The sequence below is a fragment of the Micromonospora sp. M61 genome (genome assembly GCF_018070245.1).
In the GTDB taxonomy this organism is placed as follows: domain Bacteria; phylum Actinomycetota; class Actinomycetes; order Mycobacteriales; family Micromonosporaceae; genus Micromonospora; species Micromonospora zamorensis.
This window is the reverse complement of the sequence record NZ_JAGPYA010000024.1, coordinates 1-17,993: the sequence shown is the minus strand read 5'-3', so window position 1 is coordinate 17,993 and position 17,993 is coordinate 1. Positions and strand designations below refer to the sequence as shown.

Annotated in this window: 20 protein-coding genes; 11 read left to right on the top strand and 9 right to left on the bottom strand. The window is 72.1% G+C overall.

The annotated features are described in order from the left end of the window. Positions 1 to 28: 28 nt before the first annotated feature. Genes KBX34_RS15850 through KBX34_RS15840 form a run of 3 tightly spaced genes read right to left on the bottom strand, consistent with a single transcriptional unit; the run spans position 29 to position 2,728 of the window. Positions 29 to 601 carry a hypothetical protein gene (locus KBX34_RS15850; RefSeq protein WP_088948107.1) on the bottom strand — a complete coding sequence of 191 codons (573 nt, stop codon included), beginning with the start codon at positions 599 to 601 and terminating at the stop codon, positions 29 to 31. 46 nt (positions 602 to 647) lie between these two features. Next, the gene (locus tag KBX34_RS15845) at positions 648 to 1,640 is read right to left on the bottom strand and encodes a tRNA (adenine-N1)-methyltransferase (RefSeq protein WP_088948106.1); all 993 of its coding nucleotides are present in this window, start codon (positions 1,638 to 1,640) and stop codon (positions 648 to 650) included. Further along, positions 1,637 to 2,728, bottom strand: coding sequence for a M50 family metallopeptidase (locus KBX34_RS15840; protein ID WP_374223690.1), 1,092 nt, complete (start codon positions 2,726 to 2,728; stop codon positions 1,637 to 1,639). The genes KBX34_RS15845 and KBX34_RS15840 overlap by 4 nt, the downstream gene beginning before the upstream one ends. Positions 2,729 to 2,868: 140 nt before the next feature. Here KBX34_RS15840 and KBX34_RS15835 point away from each other — a divergent pair, with 140 nt between their 5' ends. The 5 genes from KBX34_RS15835 (at position 2,869) to KBX34_RS15815 (ending at position 8,908) form a co-directional block, all read left to right on the top strand. After that, positions 2,869 to 3,783 carry a PD-(D/E)XK nuclease family protein gene (locus KBX34_RS15835; protein ID WP_088948104.1) on the top strand — a complete coding sequence of 305 codons (915 nt, stop codon included), beginning with the start codon at positions 2,869 to 2,871 and terminating at the stop codon, positions 3,781 to 3,783. Between the two features lie 218 nt (positions 3,784 to 4,001). Continuing rightward, complete coding sequence (locus KBX34_RS15830) at positions 4,002 to 4,688, top strand: response regulator transcription factor (RefSeq protein ID WP_210794094.1); 687 nt, start codon at positions 4,002 to 4,004, stop codon at positions 4,686 to 4,688. 360 nt (positions 4,689 to 5,048) lie between these two features. Beyond that, the gene (locus tag KBX34_RS15825; RefSeq protein WP_088948102.1) at positions 5,049 to 5,816 is read left to right on the top strand and encodes an ABC transporter ATP-binding protein; all 768 of its coding nucleotides are present in this window, start codon (positions 5,049 to 5,051) and stop codon (positions 5,814 to 5,816) included. After that, complete coding sequence (locus KBX34_RS15820; protein ID WP_210925608.1) at positions 5,816 to 8,371, top strand: ABC transporter permease; 2,556 nt, start codon at positions 5,816 to 5,818, stop codon at positions 8,369 to 8,371. The genes KBX34_RS15825 and KBX34_RS15820 overlap by 1 nt, the downstream gene beginning before the upstream one ends. Before the next feature lie 159 nt (positions 8,372 to 8,530). Next, complete coding sequence (locus KBX34_RS15815; RefSeq protein WP_088948100.1) at positions 8,531 to 8,908, top strand: carboxymuconolactone decarboxylase family protein; 378 nt, start codon at positions 8,531 to 8,533, stop codon at positions 8,906 to 8,908. A 14-nt stretch (positions 8,909 to 8,922) separates the two neighbouring features. On the opposite strand, the gene KBX34_RS15810 is transcribed toward KBX34_RS15815, so the two are convergent. The 3 genes from KBX34_RS15810 to KBX34_RS15800 all read right to left on the bottom strand — a co-directional run bounded on the left by KBX34_RS15810 (position 8,923) and on the right by KBX34_RS15800 (position 10,835). Continuing rightward, positions 8,923 to 9,579 (bottom strand): HAD family phosphatase, encoded by a 657-nt coding sequence (locus KBX34_RS15810; RefSeq protein WP_099857432.1) that lies wholly within the window; start codon positions 9,577 to 9,579, stop codon positions 8,923 to 8,925. A gap of 120 nt (positions 9,580 to 9,699) precedes the next feature. Then, on the bottom strand, positions 9,700 to 10,443 hold the full coding sequence (locus KBX34_RS15805; protein WP_210794096.1) for a neutral zinc metallopeptidase: 744 nt from the start codon (positions 10,441 to 10,443) through the stop codon (positions 9,700 to 9,702). Between the two features lie 173 nt (positions 10,444 to 10,616). Further along, positions 10,617 to 10,835, bottom strand: a complete 219-nt coding sequence (locus tag KBX34_RS15800; protein ID WP_210794097.1) for a hypothetical protein — start codon at positions 10,833 to 10,835, stop codon at positions 10,617 to 10,619. A 247-nt stretch (positions 10,836 to 11,082) separates the two neighbouring features. Between KBX34_RS15800 and KBX34_RS15795 the strand changes: the two genes are divergently transcribed. Continuing rightward, entirely contained in the window at positions 11,083 to 11,475 is a 393-nt protein-coding gene (locus KBX34_RS15795; RefSeq protein ID WP_247671874.1) for a YciI family protein, read from the top strand. A gap of 3 nt (positions 11,476 to 11,478) precedes the next feature. Beyond that, positions 11,479 to 12,726 (top strand): RNA polymerase sigma factor, encoded by a 1,248-nt coding sequence (locus KBX34_RS15790; RefSeq protein WP_210925604.1) that lies wholly within the window; start codon positions 11,479 to 11,481, stop codon positions 12,724 to 12,726. A 3-nt stretch (positions 12,727 to 12,729) separates the two neighbouring features. Here KBX34_RS15790 and KBX34_RS15785 read toward each other — a convergent pair whose 3' ends face one another. Continuing rightward, entirely contained in the window at positions 12,730 to 13,830 is a 1,101-nt protein-coding gene (locus tag KBX34_RS15785; RefSeq protein ID WP_210925602.1) for a calcium:proton antiporter, read from the bottom strand. Positions 13,831 to 13,942: 112 nt separating this feature from the next. Here KBX34_RS15785 and KBX34_RS15780 point away from each other — a divergent pair, with 112 nt between their 5' ends. Together KBX34_RS15780 and KBX34_RS15775 are read left to right on the top strand one after the other, a co-directional pair. Continuing rightward, positions 13,943 to 14,305, top strand: coding sequence for a metalloregulator ArsR/SmtB family transcription factor (locus KBX34_RS15780; RefSeq protein ID WP_172862031.1), 363 nt, complete (start codon positions 13,943 to 13,945; stop codon positions 14,303 to 14,305). Further along, positions 14,302 to 14,817, top strand: coding sequence for an SRPBCC family protein (locus KBX34_RS15775; RefSeq protein ID WP_210925600.1), 516 nt, complete (start codon positions 14,302 to 14,304; stop codon positions 14,815 to 14,817). Before KBX34_RS15780 ends, KBX34_RS15775 begins: the two co-directional genes overlap by 4 nt. Here the strand turns inward: KBX34_RS15775 and mug are convergent. Next, a complete protein-coding gene (gene mug / locus KBX34_RS15770; RefSeq protein ID WP_210925598.1) occupies positions 14,814 to 15,383 on the bottom strand; it encodes a G/U mismatch-specific DNA glycosylase in 570 nt (189 codons plus the stop codon). The two genes, KBX34_RS15775 and mug, sit on opposite strands and share 4 nt — an antisense overlap. A 74-nt stretch (positions 15,384 to 15,457) precedes the next feature. On the opposite strand from mug, the gene KBX34_RS15765 reads away from it, so the two are divergent. Together KBX34_RS15765 and KBX34_RS15760 are read left to right on the top strand one after the other, a co-directional pair. Next, complete coding sequence (locus KBX34_RS15765; protein WP_210925596.1) at positions 15,458 to 16,201, top strand: cyclopropane-fatty-acyl-phospholipid synthase family protein; 744 nt, start codon at positions 15,458 to 15,460, stop codon at positions 16,199 to 16,201. A gap of 37 nt (positions 16,202 to 16,238) precedes the next feature. Further along, positions 16,239 to 17,048 (top strand): CPBP family intramembrane glutamic endopeptidase, encoded by an 810-nt coding sequence (locus KBX34_RS15760; RefSeq protein ID WP_210925594.1) that lies wholly within the window; start codon positions 16,239 to 16,241, stop codon positions 17,046 to 17,048. 15 nt (positions 17,049 to 17,063) lie between these two features. On the opposite strand, the gene KBX34_RS15755 is transcribed toward KBX34_RS15760, so the two are convergent. After that, the gene (locus KBX34_RS15755; RefSeq protein ID WP_307871409.1) at positions 17,064 to 17,927 is read right to left on the bottom strand and encodes a phosphatase PAP2 family protein; all 864 of its coding nucleotides are present in this window, start codon (positions 17,925 to 17,927) and stop codon (positions 17,064 to 17,066) included. Between the last annotated feature and the right edge of the window lie 66 nt (positions 17,928 to 17,993).

The following is a 17,993-nucleotide window of genomic DNA, read 5'->3' as shown; positions in this document are numbered from 1 at the left end:
GCCCGGCCGGCCCCGAAACGGGTACGCCTCAGAGCATCGGACGACCGACCACCGAGGCGACCAGCCGCGCGAACTCCTCCAGCCGGGCGATCTGACCCGCCCCGCCGTCGTCGAGGGTCTTGCCGAAGCGCAACGCGTCGTGCCGTGGCGTGCCGGCCATCTCCTCGGTCGGCGGCGCCTCGTCCAGTGAGGTCAGCAGCAGGTAGACGTCGATGCTGTCGACCCGGATCTCGCCGCTCTCGGCACGGTTGAGTCGCCGCCGACAGCCGACCTCGGTGACGGTCGAGACCGGCACCACCCGCAGCGACGAGGTCATCGAGCCCGGGGGGCCCTCCTCCGGAGGCACGTCCTCGCCGTGCCAGAGGATCAGGCGGCTGCCGTCGCAGACGACGACCTCCTGCCACACGCCGTTGACCTCGTTGACGAAGCGTTCCAGGGTGAAGCCGAGCACCGACGCCCCACGCAGCACGCCGCCGAGTGCCTCCAGGGCGACGTCCGGGTCGCGCAGGTAGGCCCGCGCCGCCGACTCCAGATCCTGGTACGGCGACCAGTCGGGAAAGACCGCGGGAAGGTCACCGCCGCCGTAGCCCGGTCGGCTCATGCCGGCGCCTCCCCCGGCTCGGCGGTGCCCACGCCCAGCTCGATGGTCACGGCCTGTCCATCTCCCCCGTACCGTCGGGCTGCGCACCGGCCGCCTGGGCGGCGGCGGCCTGTCGGGCCGCCTCCGCCTCACGCAGGTCCTGGCGGCGCTGCGCGTACGCCTCGTTGCCCTTGCTGGGCTTGCGCCGACGCGGCGGCGCGGTCACCCCCGGGGCGAGCTTGCGCGCGGACACCAGGAACGCGGTGTGCGCGATCATCCGGTGGTCCGGGCGGACGGCGAGACCCTCGGCGTGCCAGTCGCGGACCAGGGACTCCCAGGCGCGCGGCTCGGTCCAGCCGCCGCGCTCGCGCAGCGCCTCCACCAGCTCGGAGAGCTGCGGCGTGGTGGCGACGTAGCCGATGAACACCCCGCCGGGCACCAGAGCCCGCTCGACCATGTCGAGGGTCTCCCAGGGGGTCAGCATGTCCAGGATGATCCGGTCGAAGCCGGTCTCCTGGCACTGCGCTACGTCGCCGACGTGCAGATTCCACGACGGGTGCGGCCCGTTGAAGAACGCCTCGACGTTGCGCTTGGCGATCTGGGCGAAGTCGTCGCGCAGCTCGAACGAGTGCAGCTCACCCTCGGTGCCGACGGCGCGCAGCAGGGAGCAGCTCAGCGCGCCGGAGCCGGCGCCGGCCTCGAGGACCTTCGCGCCGGGGAAGATGTCACCCATCGCGACGATCTGCGCCGAGTCCTTCGGGTAGATCACCTGCGCGCCGCGCGGCATGGACAGCACGTAGTCCGACAGGAGTGGCCGCAGGGCCAGGAACGCGGTGCCGCCACCGGCGGTGGTCACCACACTGCCGTCGGGGAGCCCGATCAGCGTGTCGTGCGCCAGGATGCCGCGGTGGGTGTGGAACTCCTTGCCCGGCTCCAGCGTCACGGTGTGCATCCGCCCCTTGGGGTCGGTCAACTGGACCCGGTCGCCGGGCCGGAACGGCCCTCGGTGCACGGGTGTCAGCGCCGGGGTGGCGGGGACGGTGGAGGGAGTTGCGGTCACGGTGTCATCTTCCGGTTGGGTTCGAGGAGCTGTGCCAGGTCCGCGATGTGCAGAATGCCGACGACATCTTCGCCTGACGTCACCACGTACTGCGCGCCCGGGTGGGTCTGTACGGCCTCCATCACCCGCTCGCCGTCCCACCCGAGGGTGAGCGTGGGAAGTGTGCCCAGGGACCTGGCCACGGCGTCCACCGCCAGCCACGGCCGGCGCTCGACGGGGACCGCCTCGGCGGCGGCCGGGTCGACCAGCGCCACCGGTCGGCCGGTGGAGTCGGTGACCAGCAGGGCGGCGCCGGGTTGAGCGGCGTCGGCGCGTCGGCGCTGCGCCTCGGCCAGGGGCGTGCCGGTGCTCACCGGCCAGACCGGGCGGGCCAGGCGCGACAGGTCGATCAGCGGGAACCGGCGGCTGACCCGGGCGGCCCGGATCGACTGGCCGGCGCCGCGCCAGAGTGTGACGGCGACCAGCAGCATCAGCGGCAGCGCCAGCGGCGCCAGGCGGTCGGTGACGGTGAGCAGCAGGACCACGACCGTGGTGCCGACGGCGACGACGCGGCCGGCCCAGCCGGCGACCTCGGTGCCGAGGTGCCGGTCGCGGGTCAGCCCCCACACCGCGGCGCGCAGCGCCCGGCCACCGTCGAGCGGCAGCCCGGGCAGGCTGTTGAACAGCGCGACGATGACGTTGCTGACCGCGAGCTGGAAGGCGAGCTGGTGGGCCACGGTCCCCTGGGGCAGGGCGAGCGTGGCGGCGACCGCGAGGACGCCGAGCACCGCGGAGACCGCGGGGCCGGCCAGGGACACCAGCAGGTCGACGCGGGGGGACGGGGCGTCCCGGTCCATCTCGGTGTAGCCGCCGAGCAGTTCCAGGGTGATTCCGCGCACACCGATGCCGTACCGCCGGGCGGTGAGGGCGTGACCCAGCTCGTGCAGCAGCACCGACCCGAGCAGTGACACCACGAAGCCGAAGCCGATCAGATAGCCGCTGATCTGCGGCAGGTCCAGCTGCCGGCGGGCGAACTCGGCGTACAGCACGGCGATGAGCACCGCGAACAGGACCATGGAGACGTTGAGGTGCAGCGGCACCCCGAACACCCGGCCGACGTTCAGGCCGGGGCGCCGGTCGGGTCGGCGCGGCGGCCGGGATGTCTGCTCCATCGCCACGATGCTACGGACCGTTGCTGTGTGGGGCGGGCGGCGGTCGGTGTCACACCGGTGCCCTAACCTTTGCCGACATGACGGCGGAACCGGTCACCACTCCCCAACCTTCCACCCCGGCGCAGGCGCCGCCGACGGTGCGAGCCTCGCTGTCGCCGTCGCGTGCGGCGGATTTCAAGACCTGCCCGCTGCTCTACCGGTTCCGCAGCATCGACCGGCTGCCCGAGCGCACCACCATGGAGCAGGCCCGGGGCACGCTGGTGCACGCGGTGCTGGAGCGCCTGTTCGACCTGCCCGCGCAGGGCCGTACACCGGCGGCAGCTGGCGATCTGGTGGCCCCACAGTGGGACCGGCTGGTCACCGAGCAGCCGGAGCTGGCCGGGGTGTTCGACGGCGCGGAGCCGGCCGACCCGGTGGAGTTCCTCCGCTCGGCCGCCGGGCTGCTGGAGGGTTACTTCGCCGTGGAGGACCCGACCCGGTTGGAGCCGGCCGAGCGGGAGAGCCTGATCTCGGCGGTGGTCGACGACGAGTTGCTGATCCGGGGTTACCTCGACCGGCTCGACGTCGCCCCGGACGGGGCGCTGCGGGTGGTCGACTACAAGACCGGCGGCGCTCCTCGGGAGGCGTTCGAGGCGCGGGCGCTGTTCCAGCTCAAGTTCTACGCCCTGGTGCTGTGGCGCACCCGGGGGGTGGTGCCCCGGGTGCTGCGGCTGCTCTACCTGCGCGACGCCGAGGTGTTGGACTACACGCCGGACGCCGACGAGCTGGTCCGCTTCGAGCGCACGGTGGTGGCCCTGTGGCGGGCCATCGAGCAGGCCACCGCCCGGCAGGACTTCCGGCCTCGGCCGAGCAAGCTGTGCGACTGGTGCAGCCACCAGGCGCTCTGTCCCACCTTCGGTGGCACTCCGCCGCCGTTCCCGGTCGCGGCGGCGAGTGCCGACCCGTTGCGCGACTCCCGATCGGTTCCGGTGGTGCCGGGCGCCGACGAGTGACAGCCGCCCCCCGCGTCGCGGTGAGGTCGGTCCGGCTCCGGCGACGCTGATCGCCTCCTCGGGTCGGTGGGCGAGCCGCGCCGATCGGTTGGGGACCCGACCGCAGCGGTGCCGCTGCGGTCGGGACAGGGCGACCGGCCGGCCTCTACGGTGATCCGCGACGCACCCGCCGACGTACGCGAGGATGACCGGGTGCGGCAGGCCGGACAGGAGGCGAGATGACCGAACAGGCGACCCCGGGGCGGCCGGTGCGGATCCTGCTCGCCGACGACCAGCCGCTGCTGCGTACCGGGTTCCGGATGGTGCTGGGCGCCGAGGGCGACCTGCACGTGGTGGCGGAGGCCGGTGACGGCGTGGAGGCGGTGGAGCTGTCCCGCCGGCTGCTGCCCGACGTCGTCCTGATGGACATCCGGATGCCCCGGATGGACGGGGTGGCCGCGACCCGGGCGATCGTCGACGCCCGACTCCCGGTGCGGGTGCTGGTGCTGACCACCTTCGACCTGGACGAGTACGTGGTGGGCGCGTTGCGTGCGGGCGCCAGCGGGTTCCTGGCCAAGGACGTGCCCGCCGAGGAGTTGATCGCGGCGATCCGCACGGTCGCCGGTGGGGACGCGGTGGTGGCTCCCCGCATCCTGCGGCGACTGCTGGACCGGTTCGCCGAGTTGCTGCCCGACCCGGCGGCGACGCCGTCGGCGGCGCTCGACGCGCTCACCGACCGGGAACGCGAGGTGCTGGTGCAGGTCGCCCGAGGGCTGTCCAACGCCGAGATCGCGGCGGTGCTGTCGGTCAGCGAAACCACCATCAAGACCCACGTCGGGCATGTGCTGACCAAGCTGCGGCTGCGCGACCGGGTGCAGGCCGTCGTGCTGGCGTACGAGTCGGGCTTGGTCCGCCCCAGGGCGTAGCCGCCGGCGGCCCGACTACCTCACCCGGCGTACTCGAAGATCCCACCGTGGGGTGACGGCCGCCGTTGCCTCCGTCACCTACCGTGACCGGAGACGGCCCGGCGCGGTTGACCCTCCTGTGACGTGAGGGGACACAGTCGGAGCCGGCGGGGGGTTTCGCCAGCTGGAAACACGCTCGACCGGTCGCCGGGTCAGGGGCAACCCTGATCCGGCATGGGGGTGCACCCGCAGCGGAATATCCGCTCCGGGTCAGCCCCTGGGCGGACGGGGCGGGCGTGAGCAGCACCGATGATTGAACTAGTCGCGCCGGACCATCGGGGGGCGGCGTGCATTTTCGGACAGACGGAAGAGGTAGATGACGTGACCGCGACGGTAGGCCAGCAGGCGCAGGCCGCGGCCCGGGCGAACGACGTGTGGAAGGTGTACGGCAGCGGCGAGGCTCAGGTCATCGCGCTGCGGGGGGTCAGCGCGGAGTTCGAACGTGGCCGCTTCACCGCGATCATGGGGCCGTCGGGGTCCGGCAAGTCGACGCTGATGCACTGCCTGGCCGGCCTGGACTCGGTGACCCGGGGGACGGTGCAGATCGGTGAGACGACCGTGACCGGGCTGGGTGACGCGGGTCTGACGAAGCTGCGCCGCGACAAGGTCGGGTTCATCTTCCAGCAGTTCAACCTGCTGCCCACCCTGACCGCGAAGGAGAACATCCTGCTGCCGCTGTCGATCGCCGGGCGCAAGCCGGACCCGGCCTGGTACGACACGGTGATCAACACCGTCGGTCTGCGGGACCGGCTGGACCACCGGCCGGCGCAGCTCTCCGGCGGGCAGCAGCAGCGGGTGGCGTGCGCGCGGGCCCTGGTCTCCCGCCCGGAGGTGATCTTCGCGGACGAACCGACCGGCAACCTGGACTCGCGCTCCGGCGCGGAGGTGCTCGGCTTCCTGCGTAATTCGGTGCGCGAGCACGGCCAGACCATCGTCATGGTCACCCACGACCCGACCGCCGCCGCGTACGCCGACCGGGTGGTCTTCCTCGCCGACGGGGAGATCGTCTCGGAGCTGATCGAGCCGACCGCCGAGACGGTGCTGGACACCATGAAGAAGCTGGACACTCCGGCTGAGGTGGGCAACTGATGTTCCGGGCGACACTGAAGAGTCTGCTGGCCCGCAAGGTCCGGCTGATCCTGTCCGGGCTGGCGGTCGTGCTCGGGGTCATGTTCGTGTCCGGCGCCTTCGTGCTCACCGACACGCTGGGCCGCTCCTTCGACTCGGTCTTCGCCGACGGCTTCTCCGAGATCGACGTGAACGTCGCGGCGAAGCCGAAGGTGGAGCTCAACGAGATGGAGGGCGAGCAGACCTCCGCTCCCCTGCCGGCCGCCCTGGTGGACCGGGTGAAGCAGGTGCCGGGCGTGGCCTCGGCCACGGGCATCGTGAACGCCGACGGCGCGCGGGTGATCGGCAGCAACGGCAAGGTCGTCAGCTCGTTCGGTCCGCCGCAGCTGGGCGAGAACTGGACCGGTGAGAGCGACCTGCTGCAGCTGCGCGAGGGCCGCGCGCCGCAGGCCGAGGACGAGATCGTCATCAACAAGTCCCTGGCCACCACGGCGAAGGTGCAGGTCGGCCAGAAGGTCGGCGTGCTCACCGCGTTCGAGTCGAAGAAGCGGGACTTCACCCTGGTCGGCATCGCCGGTTACAGCGGTGACCGGGACTCCATCGGCGGGGTCAACGAGGTCTTCTTCACAACCCCGGTGGCGCAGCGGCTGATGCTGGGCGAGCCGGACACGTTCAGCAGCATCACCGTGAACGCCGCCAACGGGGTCTCCGACGAGAAGCTGCGCGACGACGTGGCCCGCACCCTGGGCGCGGACTTCGACGTGAAGACCGGCGAGCAGGTGGCCGCTGACGCCTCGGCCAGCCTGAAGGAGGGCCTGTCCTTCTTCAACAAGATTCTGCTCGGCTTCGCCGCGGTGGCATTGCTGGTGGGCACGTTCCTGATCCTCAACACCTTCTCGATCATCGTGGCCCAGCGCACCCGCGAGTTGGCGCTGATGCGCGCCATCGGGGCCAGTGGGCGGCAGATCATCGGTTCGGTGGTGCTGGAGGCCATCGCGGTCGGTCTGATCGCCTCGGTGCTCGGCCTCGGTGCCGGCATCGGGGTGGGCGCGCTGCTGGCGTTCCTGTTCGGCAAGCTGGCCGGCGGCCTGACCCTGGCCGGGATCGGTGTGCCGGCGGCTGCGGTGATCGGGTCGTTCGCCGTGGGGCTGGTCATCACTGTGGTGGCGGCGCTGCTGCCGGCGCTGCGGGCATCGCGGATCCCGCCGATCGCGGCGATGCAGGACGTGGCCACGCCGGACCGACCGTTGACCAAGATCACCGTGACCGGGTCGGTGGTCACCGGCATCGGCGCGGTGCTGCTGTTCCTCGGGCTCAGCGGCAACGCCGGCGGTCAGACCCTGGCCACCATCCTCGGTGGGGTGCTGTTCGCCTTCATCGGGGTGGCGCTGCTGACCCCGCTGATCAGCCGGCCGGTGGTGAGCCTGCTCGGGGCGATCTTCTCCTGGTCGGTGCCGGGCAAGCTGGGCCGGCTCAACTCCGGGCGCAACCCGCGCCGTACGGCGATCACCGCCGCGGCGCTGATGGTCGGCATCGCGCTGGTCACCGGCGTCACGGTGATCCTCGACTCGGCCAAGGGCAGCATCAGCGCGCTCGCCCAGGACACCATCAAGGCCCAGCTGGTGATCTCCGGGCAGCAGGGCGGTCCGCGTCCGCCGAGCTTCGACCCGGGCGTGTTGGACAAGGCGAAGGCTCTGCCCGGCGTGCAACTGGTCGACGGCGAGTACGGCGACATGGCGAGGGTCGACGGCGAGAGCACCTGGGTCGCGGCGAGCAGCGACATCGCGTCGCTGCGGCAGATCTTCGGCGCGAAGGCCACCGCCGGTGACATCGACCGGCTCGGGCCGACCCAGATGCTGGCCAGCTCGGACACCGCCACGTCCCGTGGCTGGTCGGTGGGGTCGACGGTGAACGTGCAGCTGACCCGCGGTGAGGTCCGCACGTACACGGTCAGCGGCATCTACGAGTCGTCGCAGCTGACCAACCCGGTGACGCTGCCGCCGGCCGCGGCGAAGGACTTCGCCATCCCGCAGCCCATCCAGGGCTTCATCCAGCTCGCCCCGGGCGCGCGGGTGTCCGACGTGCAGCCGCAGGTGGAGGCGCTTCTCGCGGACAGCCCCGAGGTGTCGGTGGCCGACCGGGACGCGTTCATCGAGCAGCAGACGAGTTCGCTCGACGGCCTGCTCACGATGATCCAGATCCTGTTGGCCCTGGCCATCATCATCGCCGTGCTCGGCATCATCAACACCCTGGCGCTGTCGGTGCTGGAGCGGACCCGCGAGCTGGGTCTGCTGCGGGCGATCGGCCTGCGCCGCGGCCAGACGATGGGCATGATCACGGTGGAGGCGGTGGTGATCTCCGTGTTCGGCGCGTTGCTGGGCGTGGTGGTCGGCACCGGCCTCGGCGCCGCGGTGGTCGAGGCACTCAAGGACGAGGGCATCACCGACCTGATCCTCCCCTGGGGGCAGATGGGTGTCTTCCTCGGCCTCGCCGCGATCATCGGGGTGGTGGCTGCGGTGCTGCCGGCCATCCGGGCGGCCCGGATCAACGTCCTGGGCGCCATCGCCCACGACTGATCGGCACCATGGATGCCCCCGGTCGCCTGGCGATCGGGGGCATCGGCCGTCGCGGACTGACCGATTCGACAGCGGCCGCCAGCGATCGACTGCCAGGCTGGTGGTGCCGGCAGGGCACCGGCCCGCCAGCGACCACGGCGGTGAGCGGGGGCCGGTGACATGACCGATCAGGACGCGTACCAGCGGGCACTCGACAACGCCGAGCGGCTCCTCGGTCAGCCACTGGTGCTGCCGCTCGGCGAGGGCGAACCGCCGGTCGGGCACGACTTCCGTCGTCTCGCCACCGTGCAAACCTTCGGCGAGGCATGGCCCCGGGAGGGCCTGGACCTGCGCAGCCGCTGCCTCGTCTCGGTGGCGGTCGCCGCCACCCTCGGCACCCACGAGCCGCTGCGGGGCCAGCTGCGCATCGCGTTGAGCTCGGGCGTGACCAAGGAAGAGATCGTCGAGGTGTTCATCCACCTGGCCGCGTACGCGGGGGCCGCGAGAGCGTTCGACAGTTACCAGGTGGTCGGGGCGGTCTTCGCCGAACGCCCGTGACCCGGGTCGACCCGTCAGCCGGTCGCCGCGGCCCGGTCGGCCAGCAACGCCGCGAGAAACTCCAGGTCCACGCCGGTCAGGCTCTCCGTCTGGCGTACGCCGACAGTGCTCGCGAGCGCCACCTCCGCCGGTACGGCCAGCACCGCCGCGCCGGACGCGAGCGCGCTGGCCACCCCGGTCGCCGAGTCCTCGATCGCCACACAACGCTCGATCGGCACACCCAGCAGCCGCGCCGCGGTCAGGTAGGGCTCCGGGTGCGGCTTGGCCGCCACCACCTCGTCACCGGCGACCACCGTGTCGAAGTTGTCCCGACCCAGAGTGTCCAGGGCGATCTCGACCAGCGCCCGAGGGCTGGAGGTGACCAGCGCGGTGGGGATTCCCGCCGCGCGGACCGCGCGCAGCAGCTCGAACGCGCCGGGCCGCCAGGGCAGTCCGGTGCGGAACAGCTCCAGGATCCGCGCGTTGATCCACGCCCCGCTGATCTCCGGATCCCGTTCGGGCTGCCCCAGGTCGTCATGCAGGATGCGCATCGACTCGGCCATGGCGGTGCCGACGATCGAGCGGCGGGCGTCCTCGGACAGCTCCCCGCCGTACTCCTGGGCGAGTTCCTGCAGCGCGACGTCCCACAGCTTCTCGCTGTCGACCAGCGTGCCGTCCATGTCGAAGAGCACGGCGGCGGGGTGATGGCTGCTCAGCGGATCCTCCAGGGTCGTGGCCGACATCGGCGATCCTGCCAGGCCGAGCCACCGCCGACGGCCGCGACGGGTGCCGACGTGATCCGGGCAACCCGTTCAGCCCAGGTCGCAGGCCTCCAGTGAGCGCTCGTAGCCGCGGAAGAACGAGTCGGTGCGCTGCTCGGCGGTGCCGTGCGAGCCCTCCGCGAACCACGGTTGGTCGGGGTCGTCGCCGACCGCCGCCACCCCCTCGCGGAACTCGTCCAGGTCGCCTTCGGCCAGGGTCAGCGCGCCGGCACGCACCGAGTCGCCGAGGTACGCCCCGGCCATGCAGTCGGCCTGCAGCTCCTGCTGGATGGTGAAGCTGTAGTTGATGCCGAGGCGCACCTGGATGCCGTGCGCGTACTCGTGGCCGAGCAGGTAGAACACGAACGCGTCGCCGACCTGGCGGAACGCCGCCACCGACCAGGCGACGTCGTACGCGATGAAGTCGCCCTGCGAGCAGTAGACGGCGTTGTTGCGGGGCAACGGCTGACCACCGCAGGACACCTCGCCCGCCCGCTGGTAGGGGGTGATCCTTCGGATGGGTTGGAACCGCTGCCCGGACTCCTTGAACTGGGCCGCCCAGTAGCGCTCGGCGATCTCCTGCGCGTCGGCGACGTCCTGCTCGAACTCGGCGACGCTGGTGGTGCTGTCGGCCCGGGTGGTGCTCGGCCCCGGGGATGCCTGCGACCGGCCCGGGGCGGGACGCTCACCCTCCGGTTCGGCCAGCCCGCCGCCCGCGCAGGCGAGTGACACCAGCGCGGCGATCAGCAGGGCGGCCACCGGACCCCGGGCATCGCGCCTCGACCGTGTGCCCACTGTGCCTCCCCAGACATTCGGTGCTCGCGGTGGTAGTACCCCGACGATGCGACCGAAACGCCCCGTCACCGGTTTCACGCGCGGCGCGGCCGGACGGTTCACGGGGCGGGCTCGACGGGCGGCGGGCTTTACGGGCGGCGGCTCCAACGGGCGGGTCCTACGGGCAGTGCCGCTCAACCACCCGACTCGCGACCGCGCTGCCAGGTGCCACCCTGGTCGCCGTGCCGCTCGGCCTCGTACCGCTGCTGCCGCACCCGGGCGTCCCGCCCAGCCACCGGCTCGTCGCCCCCAACCCCACCGACCCGGGTCCCCCGCCCCCGCCAAACCACAACCCCGAACGCGGAGCCAGCCACCACCACAACGATCCCCAGCACCACCCACACAGTCCCCATCCCGCCAAGCTAACCCCCAACCACCACCCGTTGACTGTCCCTGTTGCTCCGCGCTGGTGATCAAGAGCTTTGCGTCAGCCCGCCCGGCGTGTCGTGACGCAAAGCTCTTGATCACCGGGGCGGGTCGGGGTGGGGTGGTGGGGTTGGCGGTGGGGCGGGTGTCCGGGGTTGGGGGTTGGGTTCGACGTTTCTGGTGAGGCGGTGCCGCGGCGGCACCAGCCAACAGGAGGGAGCACCCGTGAAGTACATGATTCTGCTCTACGGATCGCAGCAGGACTACGACGTGTTGTCGGGGCGGGCTTCCGACCGGCCCGCGATGTCGGCCGAGCAGATCGCGGCGATGCACCAGCACATGGAGACGTTCCACCAGGCGCTGGCCGAGTCCGGGGAGCTGGTCGACGCCCAGGGCTTGAGCGAGCCCGTGCACGCGCACCGGGTGCAGGTACGCGAGGGCGCACCCGTGGTCACCGACGGGCCGTACCCGGAGACGCAGGAGGTCCTGGCGGGTTACACGATCGTGGAGTGCGCCAGCTTCGACCGCGCCACCGAGATCGCCGCCGGTCTGGTCGACCCCAACGCCCCCGGCGGGTACGTGGACGTGCGGCCGGTGCTGGAGGGCATCGAGGACCTGGCCGGCTGACCGGTGGCCCAGACACCTGTCGAGGACCTGCTGCGCGAGCTGGCGCCGCAGGTCCTCGGCGCGCTGGTACGTCGCTACGGGCATTTCGACACCGCGGAGGACGCGGTGCAGGAGGCGCTGATCGCGGCGGCGGGCGGTTGGCCGCGCGACGGCGTACCGGACAACCCGCGCGGCTGGTTGATCACCGTCGCGTCCCGCCGGCTGACCGACCTGCTGCGCAGGGAGCAGGCCCGCAGGCGGCGGGAGGACACGGTGGCGCGGTGGGTGCTGCCGGAGCAGTGGCGCGCTCCGGCGGCTGACCAGCCGACGGCTGACGCGGACGACACGCTCATCCTGCTCTTCCTGTGCTGCCACCCGGCGCTGTCGCCGGCGTCGCAGATCGCGCTCACGCTGCGCGCCGTGGGCGGGCTGAGCACCGCCGAGGTGGCACGTGCGTTCCTGGTGCCGGAGGCGACGATGACCCGGCGGATCAGCCGGGGAAAGCAACGGATCCGCGACAGTGGACTGCGGTTCGCGCCGCCGACCGGCCCGGAGCGCGCGGACCGGCTCGCCGCCGTGCTGCACGTGCTCTACCTGATCTTCACGGAGGCGTACGCGCGCACGGCCGGCCCCGGGTTGCTGCGCGCCGACCTGACCGCCGAGGCGATCCGGCTGACCCGCCTGGTGCACCGGCTGCTGCCCAACGATCCCGAGGTCACCGGGCTGCTCGCGTTGATGCTGCTCACCGACGCCCGCGCTCCGGCCCGGCTCGGGCCGCACGGCGAGCTGGTGCCGATGGCCGAGCAGGACCGGAGCCGGTGGCGGGCCGACCAGATCGCCGAGGGGGTCGAGCTGATCACCGGGGCGCTGCCGCGCGGGGTCGTCGGGCCCTACCAGCTCCAGGCGGCCATCGCGGCGGTGCACGACGAGGCGCCCAGCGCGGCGGCGACCGACTGGCCGCAGATCACCGCCCTGTACGAGGTGCTGCTCGGCATGTCCGACAACCCGGTGGTGGCGCTCAACCACGCGGTGGCGGTGGCGATGAGCCGCGGTCCGTCGGCTGGCCTGGCGCTGCTCGCCGACCTGGCCGACGATCCACGACTGGCCGACGACCCACGGCTGCCGGCCGCCCGCGCCCACCTGTGGGAGCTGGTCGGTGAGCGGGTCGCGGCGCGGGAGGCGTACCGGATGGCGGCGTCCCGGTCGACGAACCTGGCGCAGCAGCGCTACCTGAACGCCCGCGCGGACCGCCTCGCGGGCGGCAGCGTGTGACGGTCAGGGGCTCGCGGCCAGGAAGACGAAGGCGGCCATCAACACCAGGTGTACGCCACCCTGCAGCACGTTGGCCCGACCCGGCACGACGGTCAGCACCGCGGTCACGGCGGTCAGCGCGAGCAGCGTGAGCTGGGTGCCGCCGAGGCCGAGCAGCAGCGGGCCGTCCAACCAGATCGAGGCGATCGCGATGGCCGGGATGGTCAGGCCGATGCTGGCCATCGCGGAGCCGAGCGCGAGGTTCAGGCTGGTCTGGACGCGGTCGCGGCGGGCGGCGCGGGCGGCGGCCAGGGTCTCCGGCAGCAGCACCAGCAGGGCGATGATCACGCCGACAAACGCGTGCGGCAGGTTCGCCGCCGCGACCCCGGCCTCGATGGTCGGGGAGACCGTCTTGGCGTCGCCGACCACCGCGACCAGCGCCACCAACAGCAGGCCCAGGCTCACCAGCGCGGCGCGGGTCGTGGGCGGCTTGGCGTGCTCCTCCGTCTCGATGACCTTGCCCCGGCTGTCGACCGGCAGGAAGTAGTCGCGGTGCCGGCCGGTCTGCACGAGCACGAACAGCCCGTACAGGGCCAGCGACGCGACGGCGGCGAAGACGAGTTGGGCCGGGCTGAACTCCGGGCCGGGGCGGGCCGTGGTGAAGCTGGGGATGACCAGACTCAGGGTGGCCAGGGTGATCACGGTGGCCAGCGCACCACCGGTGCCCTCCGGGTTGAACACGGCGACTCGGCGGCGCAGCGCCCCGAGCAGCAGGGACAGGCCGAGTATCCCGTTACAGGTGATCATTACGGCGGCGAAGACCGTGTCGCGGGCGAGCGACTGGGTCTTCTCCGGCCCGCTGATCATGAGCGTGACGATCAGGGCCACCTCGATCACGGTGACCGCGACGGCGAGCACCAAGGACCCGTACGGCTCCCCCACCCGGTGGGCGACCACCTCCGCGTGGTGCACGGCCGCGAGCACCGCGCCGCCCAGCAGCACCGCGACAACCACGATGACGGGCCCAGGCAGGCTCCGCCCCCAGGTGACCATCAATATCAGGACGGCGAGCACAGGTACGACAAACGTCCAGTCGGTCAAGCGGGAGCGAAGGAGGGCGGCCATGCCTTACAGAGTGCCAGGTCAAGTGATCATGTGCCCACCATCGACGCGGCGAAATGCGGCCGTCCGTGGCCTTCACCACGTTAATCTGTAACCGATAGGTTACGCTTCCCAGGTGAACGAGGTGGCCACCGCGATCGCGGATCCGGTACGACGGCACATCCTGACCCTGCTGCGCGACGAGCCGTTGTCCGCGGGCGACATCGCCCAGCGATTCGTGATCAGCCGACCCGCGATCAGCCGCCACCTGCGGCTGCTGCGCGAGAGCGGTCTGGTGCACGACGAGATGGTCGGCCGACAGAGGATCTACCGATTCGATCCGCGCCCGCTCGCCCCGCTGGTGGACTGGCTCGCCGCACTCGCGGCCCCCGACCGGTGGGAGCGGCACCTCGACGCGTTGGAGACCGAGGTCTATCGCACCCGCCGAGAGCGCCGCAGCCGCGGCCCGGCGGAGCACCGAAGGGAGCACACGGCATGATCCGTACACCCGCCGGACGCCTTTTTCGCACCGCCACCGGCCACGATCTCGTCCTGACCCGGACGTTCCGCGCCCCGGCGACGGACGTCTGGGCCAGCCTGACCGAGTCGGAGCGCACGGCCCGCTGGTTCGGCCCCTGGAAGGGCGACGCCGCGCCCGGACGGACCATCCAGGTCCAGATGGCGTACGAGGAGCAGCAGCCCTGGTGTGACGTGCGCATCGACGCGTGCGAACCAGAGCGACGCCTCGCCGTGTCGATGATCGACAGCTACGGGACCTGGCTGCTGGAGATGGTGTTGACCGAGACCGACGGCACCACCGAGCTGCGGTTCGTCCAGCACCTCAGCAGCGTGGAGGGCATCGCCGAGGTCGGCGCCGGCTGGGAGTACTACCTGGACATGCTGGTCGCCTCCCGGGACGGCTCTCCCCTCCCCCAGTTCGACGACTACCACCCCAGGATGCAGCCCTACTACCAGGCGCTGGTCGCCGAGGCGTCCACCCCGCACGCCTAACCGTCGATCTCCTGGCGCAGCTTGCCGAACTCGGCGGTCAACGCCGGCAGCGGAAAGTGCGCGTTCAGACCACTGGGGTTGGGCAGCACCCAGAGCCGGGCCGGGCCCAGCCGGTCCGGCTGCGGACCCAGCCCGGCCCGGGGTCGGACGAAGGCGATCCGGTACGCGGTCACCCCGAGGATGGCCACCCACCGCGGCCGGTACCGCTGCGCCTTCACCGCCAACCCCGTCACGCCGGCCACCAGCTCCGCCGACGTCAGTTCGTCGGCGCGGGCGGTGGCCCGGTTGCTCAGGCTGGTGATGCCAAGGCCCTGGCGCAGCAGCTCGTCGTGTTCCCACGGGTGCAGCTCCCGGTCGGTGAAGCCGCCGCCGTGCAGGGCCGGCCAGAACCGGCTGCCCTTACGGGCGAAGGGCAACCCCACGGCGGCGGAATAGAGGCCCGGGTTGAAGCCACAGAACAGCACCCGCAGGCCGGGGCCGATCACGTCCGCGAGACCCCGGCCGGCCGCCGCCGCCACCTCCTGCGGGGTCGGCCGCCGAAACGGCCCCGCCTGCTCCGCGCCCATCTGACCGATCCTGCCGTACGCCGGAGTGTCGGACCCGGCGCACGCCGACGATCACGCCTTGACACCCTCAACGCATGCAGTCAACCGACCACCTCGCCGCCAGCCGCTACGCCCGGATGCGCTGGAACACTCCGCTGTCGCAGGAGCACGCGGCGTTGCTGCTGCAACGACTCGACGTCCGCCCGGGCGCGCGCGTGCTCGACCTCGGCTGCGGTTGGGGTGAGCTGCTGCTGCGGGCGGTCGCCGCCGGAGGCGTGTCCGGCCCGGTCGCGACGAGGGGCGTCGGCGTCGACACCGACGACGCTGCCCTCGCCCGGGGGCGGCGGCTGGCCGCGGGGCGGTCCCTGAACCGGCACGTCGCCTTCGTGATGGGCGAAGCGGCGGCCTGGCAGGAGCCCGCCGACCGAGTCCTCTGCATCGGCTCGGCGCATGCCTTCGGTGGCACCGACGCCGCCCTCGACGCCCTCGCCAGGGTGGTCCGGCCCGGCGGAAGGCTGCTGTTCGGTGAGGCGTACTGGGAACGTCCCCCCACGCCGGCGGTCGAGCAGACCTTCGGAGCGGAGGTCACGGATCTGCCGAGACTCGTCGAGGCCGCCCGTGAGCGGGGATGGCGGGTGCTGCACCTGAGCACCGCCGACCAACGGGAGTGGGACGATTTCGAATCCACCTGGCTGGCGGGCCGCCAGGAGTGGCTGCTCAGCTACCCGGAGGACCCCCGGGCGGTCGATGTCCGCGCAGAACTCGACGACCGCCTGCGCGAGTACGTCGACGGCTATCGCGGCGTTCTCGGCCTCGCCTACCTCGTCCTCGGTCGCTGACCGGTCGCCCTTGCCACCGCTGGCTACGCTGCGCGTGGTGAGCGCCGGACCTCGTCTCGCCCTGCCCTGGCGGGTCCTCGTCGTGTCCGTCGGCGCTGTGCTGGTGTGGCTGCTTGTCGGGGCTCTTCTCGATGGCGACTACGACCGCCCGACCCATGAGGCCAGGGCCATCCTCACGACGGTGCTCGTCGTACCCCTGGTGGTGGCCGCCCGTCGCCTGCTCGACCGTCGCCCCTGGACCGGTCTCGGGTTGCCCTCCCTGCGCACCGGTTGGCGACGACTGCTGCTCGGCATGGCCTGCTGGCTCATCCCCGCCGCGGCGGGGTTCGCGCTCTGCCTCGGCTTCGGTTGGGTCGAGATCCGCCTGCGCACCTCAGCGGCGCACGCCCTGGGCGTGGCGGCGCTGCTGGTCGTCCTCGTCTTCCTGTACGAGGCGCTGCCGGAAGAGCTCGTCTTCCGCGGCTACCTTCAGCGCAACCTCGCCACCCGGTTACCGGCCTGGCAGGCCGTCCTCGGGCAGTCCGTGTTGTTCACCCTGTTCGGGTTTCTGGTCGGCGCCGCCACCTCCCCCGACAGACTGCTGCTGTTCTTCGTCTTCGCTCTGCTCCTGGGTGGCTTCCGGGTCGCCACCGGCGACATCTGGGCGGGCATCGGCTTCCACGTGGCCTTCCAGGCAGTCGCCCAACTGTTCGGCGACGTGAGCGCCGTCTTCGACGTGACCGGATCGGGCGTCCTGGGACTGGTCGCCCTGGGTGCCATACCGTTCACGTTCGGCCGGGCAGCCGTGCAACGGCTGCACCGCGACCGCCTGAGCTGGCAGGCACGTGAACCGGAGCCGACCGGCTGACGAGCACACCAACGGTCAGGGCGTTCGGACGACGTCACCAGCGTCGGCTCGCCCGGCTGGGTGACCGGGCGGCGCCTGCGGAGCCGGTACGCGTTGGCGGGGCCATCCGCCCGGGCGCCGCGTCGGCGGGTGGGTGGGCTGGTCGCCGGCGCGGGGCCTGGGCAGCACCAGGCAGACGATGGCGAGCAGCACGGCCGCGACGATGCCGTCGAGCCAGTAGTGGTTGCCAGTGGTCACCACCACCAGCAGGGTGGCGAGCGGGTGCGCCAGCCACAGCCACCGCAGGCGCCCGCCGGTCACCGCGATGAGCGCGACGGCCACGGCGAGGGCCCAGCCGACGTGCAGGGAGGGCATGGCGGCGTACTGGTTGCTCAACGCGTCCGTGTCGGGTGGGCCGTAGACGGCGGGCCCGTAACGGCTGCCGGTGTCCACCATGCCGGTCAGGGCGGTCAGTCGCGGCGGTGCCAGCGGGACCAGGAAGTGCAGCGCCAGTGCGGCCGCGGTGAGCCCGGCGAGCATTCGACGCGTCCAGAGATAACGCACGGGGTGTCGTACGTACAGCCAGATCAGACAGAGGACCGTGGCGGGGAAGTGCACGTACGCGTAGTAGCCGTTGGCCAGGTGCACCAACAGCTCGTGGGAGAGCACCGGGCGTTGGAAGGCGGCCTCGTCGGGCAGGTGGAACAGGCGCTCCAACCGCCAGATCCACTCCCCGTTTCCCACAGCGGTCGACACCCGGTCGGCTCCCGCCACCCGAGCCGCCTTGTAGATGAGAAACAGAGCGGCGACGAGCCCCAGCTCACGGAGAGCCCGGCGCAGTGCGGCGGCTCGCCGGGCGGGTGCCGCCGGCCGCGCCGCTGGCAGCTCCGCGGTATCCACAGACCCCTCGATTCGGTGACGTTCGCTCGTGCCGGTCCTGGCTGGACAGGCCGGGGCCGGCCCCCG

What these genes read in the sequence shown, in the direction of transcription:
- KBX34_RS15850 (WP_088948107.1), bottom strand. Translation starts at nt 601, where the DNA reads ATGAGCCGACCGGGCTACGGCGGCGGTGACCTTCCCGCGGTCTTTCCC.
- KBX34_RS15835 (WP_088948104.1), top strand. Translation starts at nt 2,869, where the DNA reads ATGACGGCGGAACCGGTCACCACTCCCCAACCTTCCACCCCGGCGCAG.
- KBX34_RS15830 (WP_210794094.1), top strand. Translation starts at nt 4,002, where the DNA reads ATGACCGAACAGGCGACCCCGGGGCGGCCGGTGCGGATCCTGCTCGCC.
- KBX34_RS15820 (WP_210925608.1), top strand. Translation starts at nt 5,816, where the DNA reads ATGTTCCGGGCGACACTGAAGAGTCTGCTGGCCCGCAAGGTCCGGCTG.
- KBX34_RS15815 (WP_088948100.1), top strand. Translation starts at nt 8,531, where the DNA reads ATGACCGATCAGGACGCGTACCAGCGGGCACTCGACAACGCCGAGCGG.
- KBX34_RS15800 (WP_210794097.1), bottom strand. Translation starts at nt 10,835, where the DNA reads ATGGGGACTGTGTGGGTGGTGCTGGGGATCGTTGTGGTGGTGGCTGGC.
- KBX34_RS15795 (WP_247671874.1), top strand. Translation starts at nt 11,083, where the DNA reads ATGATTCTGCTCTACGGATCGCAGCAGGACTACGACGTGTTGTCGGGG.
- KBX34_RS15785 (WP_210925602.1), bottom strand. Translation starts at nt 13,830, where the DNA reads ATGGCCGCCCTCCTTCGCTCCCGCTTGACCGACTGGACGTTTGTCGTA.
- KBX34_RS15775 (WP_210925600.1), top strand. Translation starts at nt 14,302, where the DNA reads ATGATCCGTACACCCGCCGGACGCCTTTTTCGCACCGCCACCGGCCAC.
- mug (WP_210925598.1), bottom strand. Translation starts at nt 15,383, where the DNA reads ATGGGCGCGGAGCAGGCGGGGCCGTTTCGGCGGCCGACCCCGCAGGAG.
- KBX34_RS15765 (WP_210925596.1), top strand. Translation starts at nt 15,458, where the DNA reads ATGCAGTCAACCGACCACCTCGCCGCCAGCCGCTACGCCCGGATGCGC.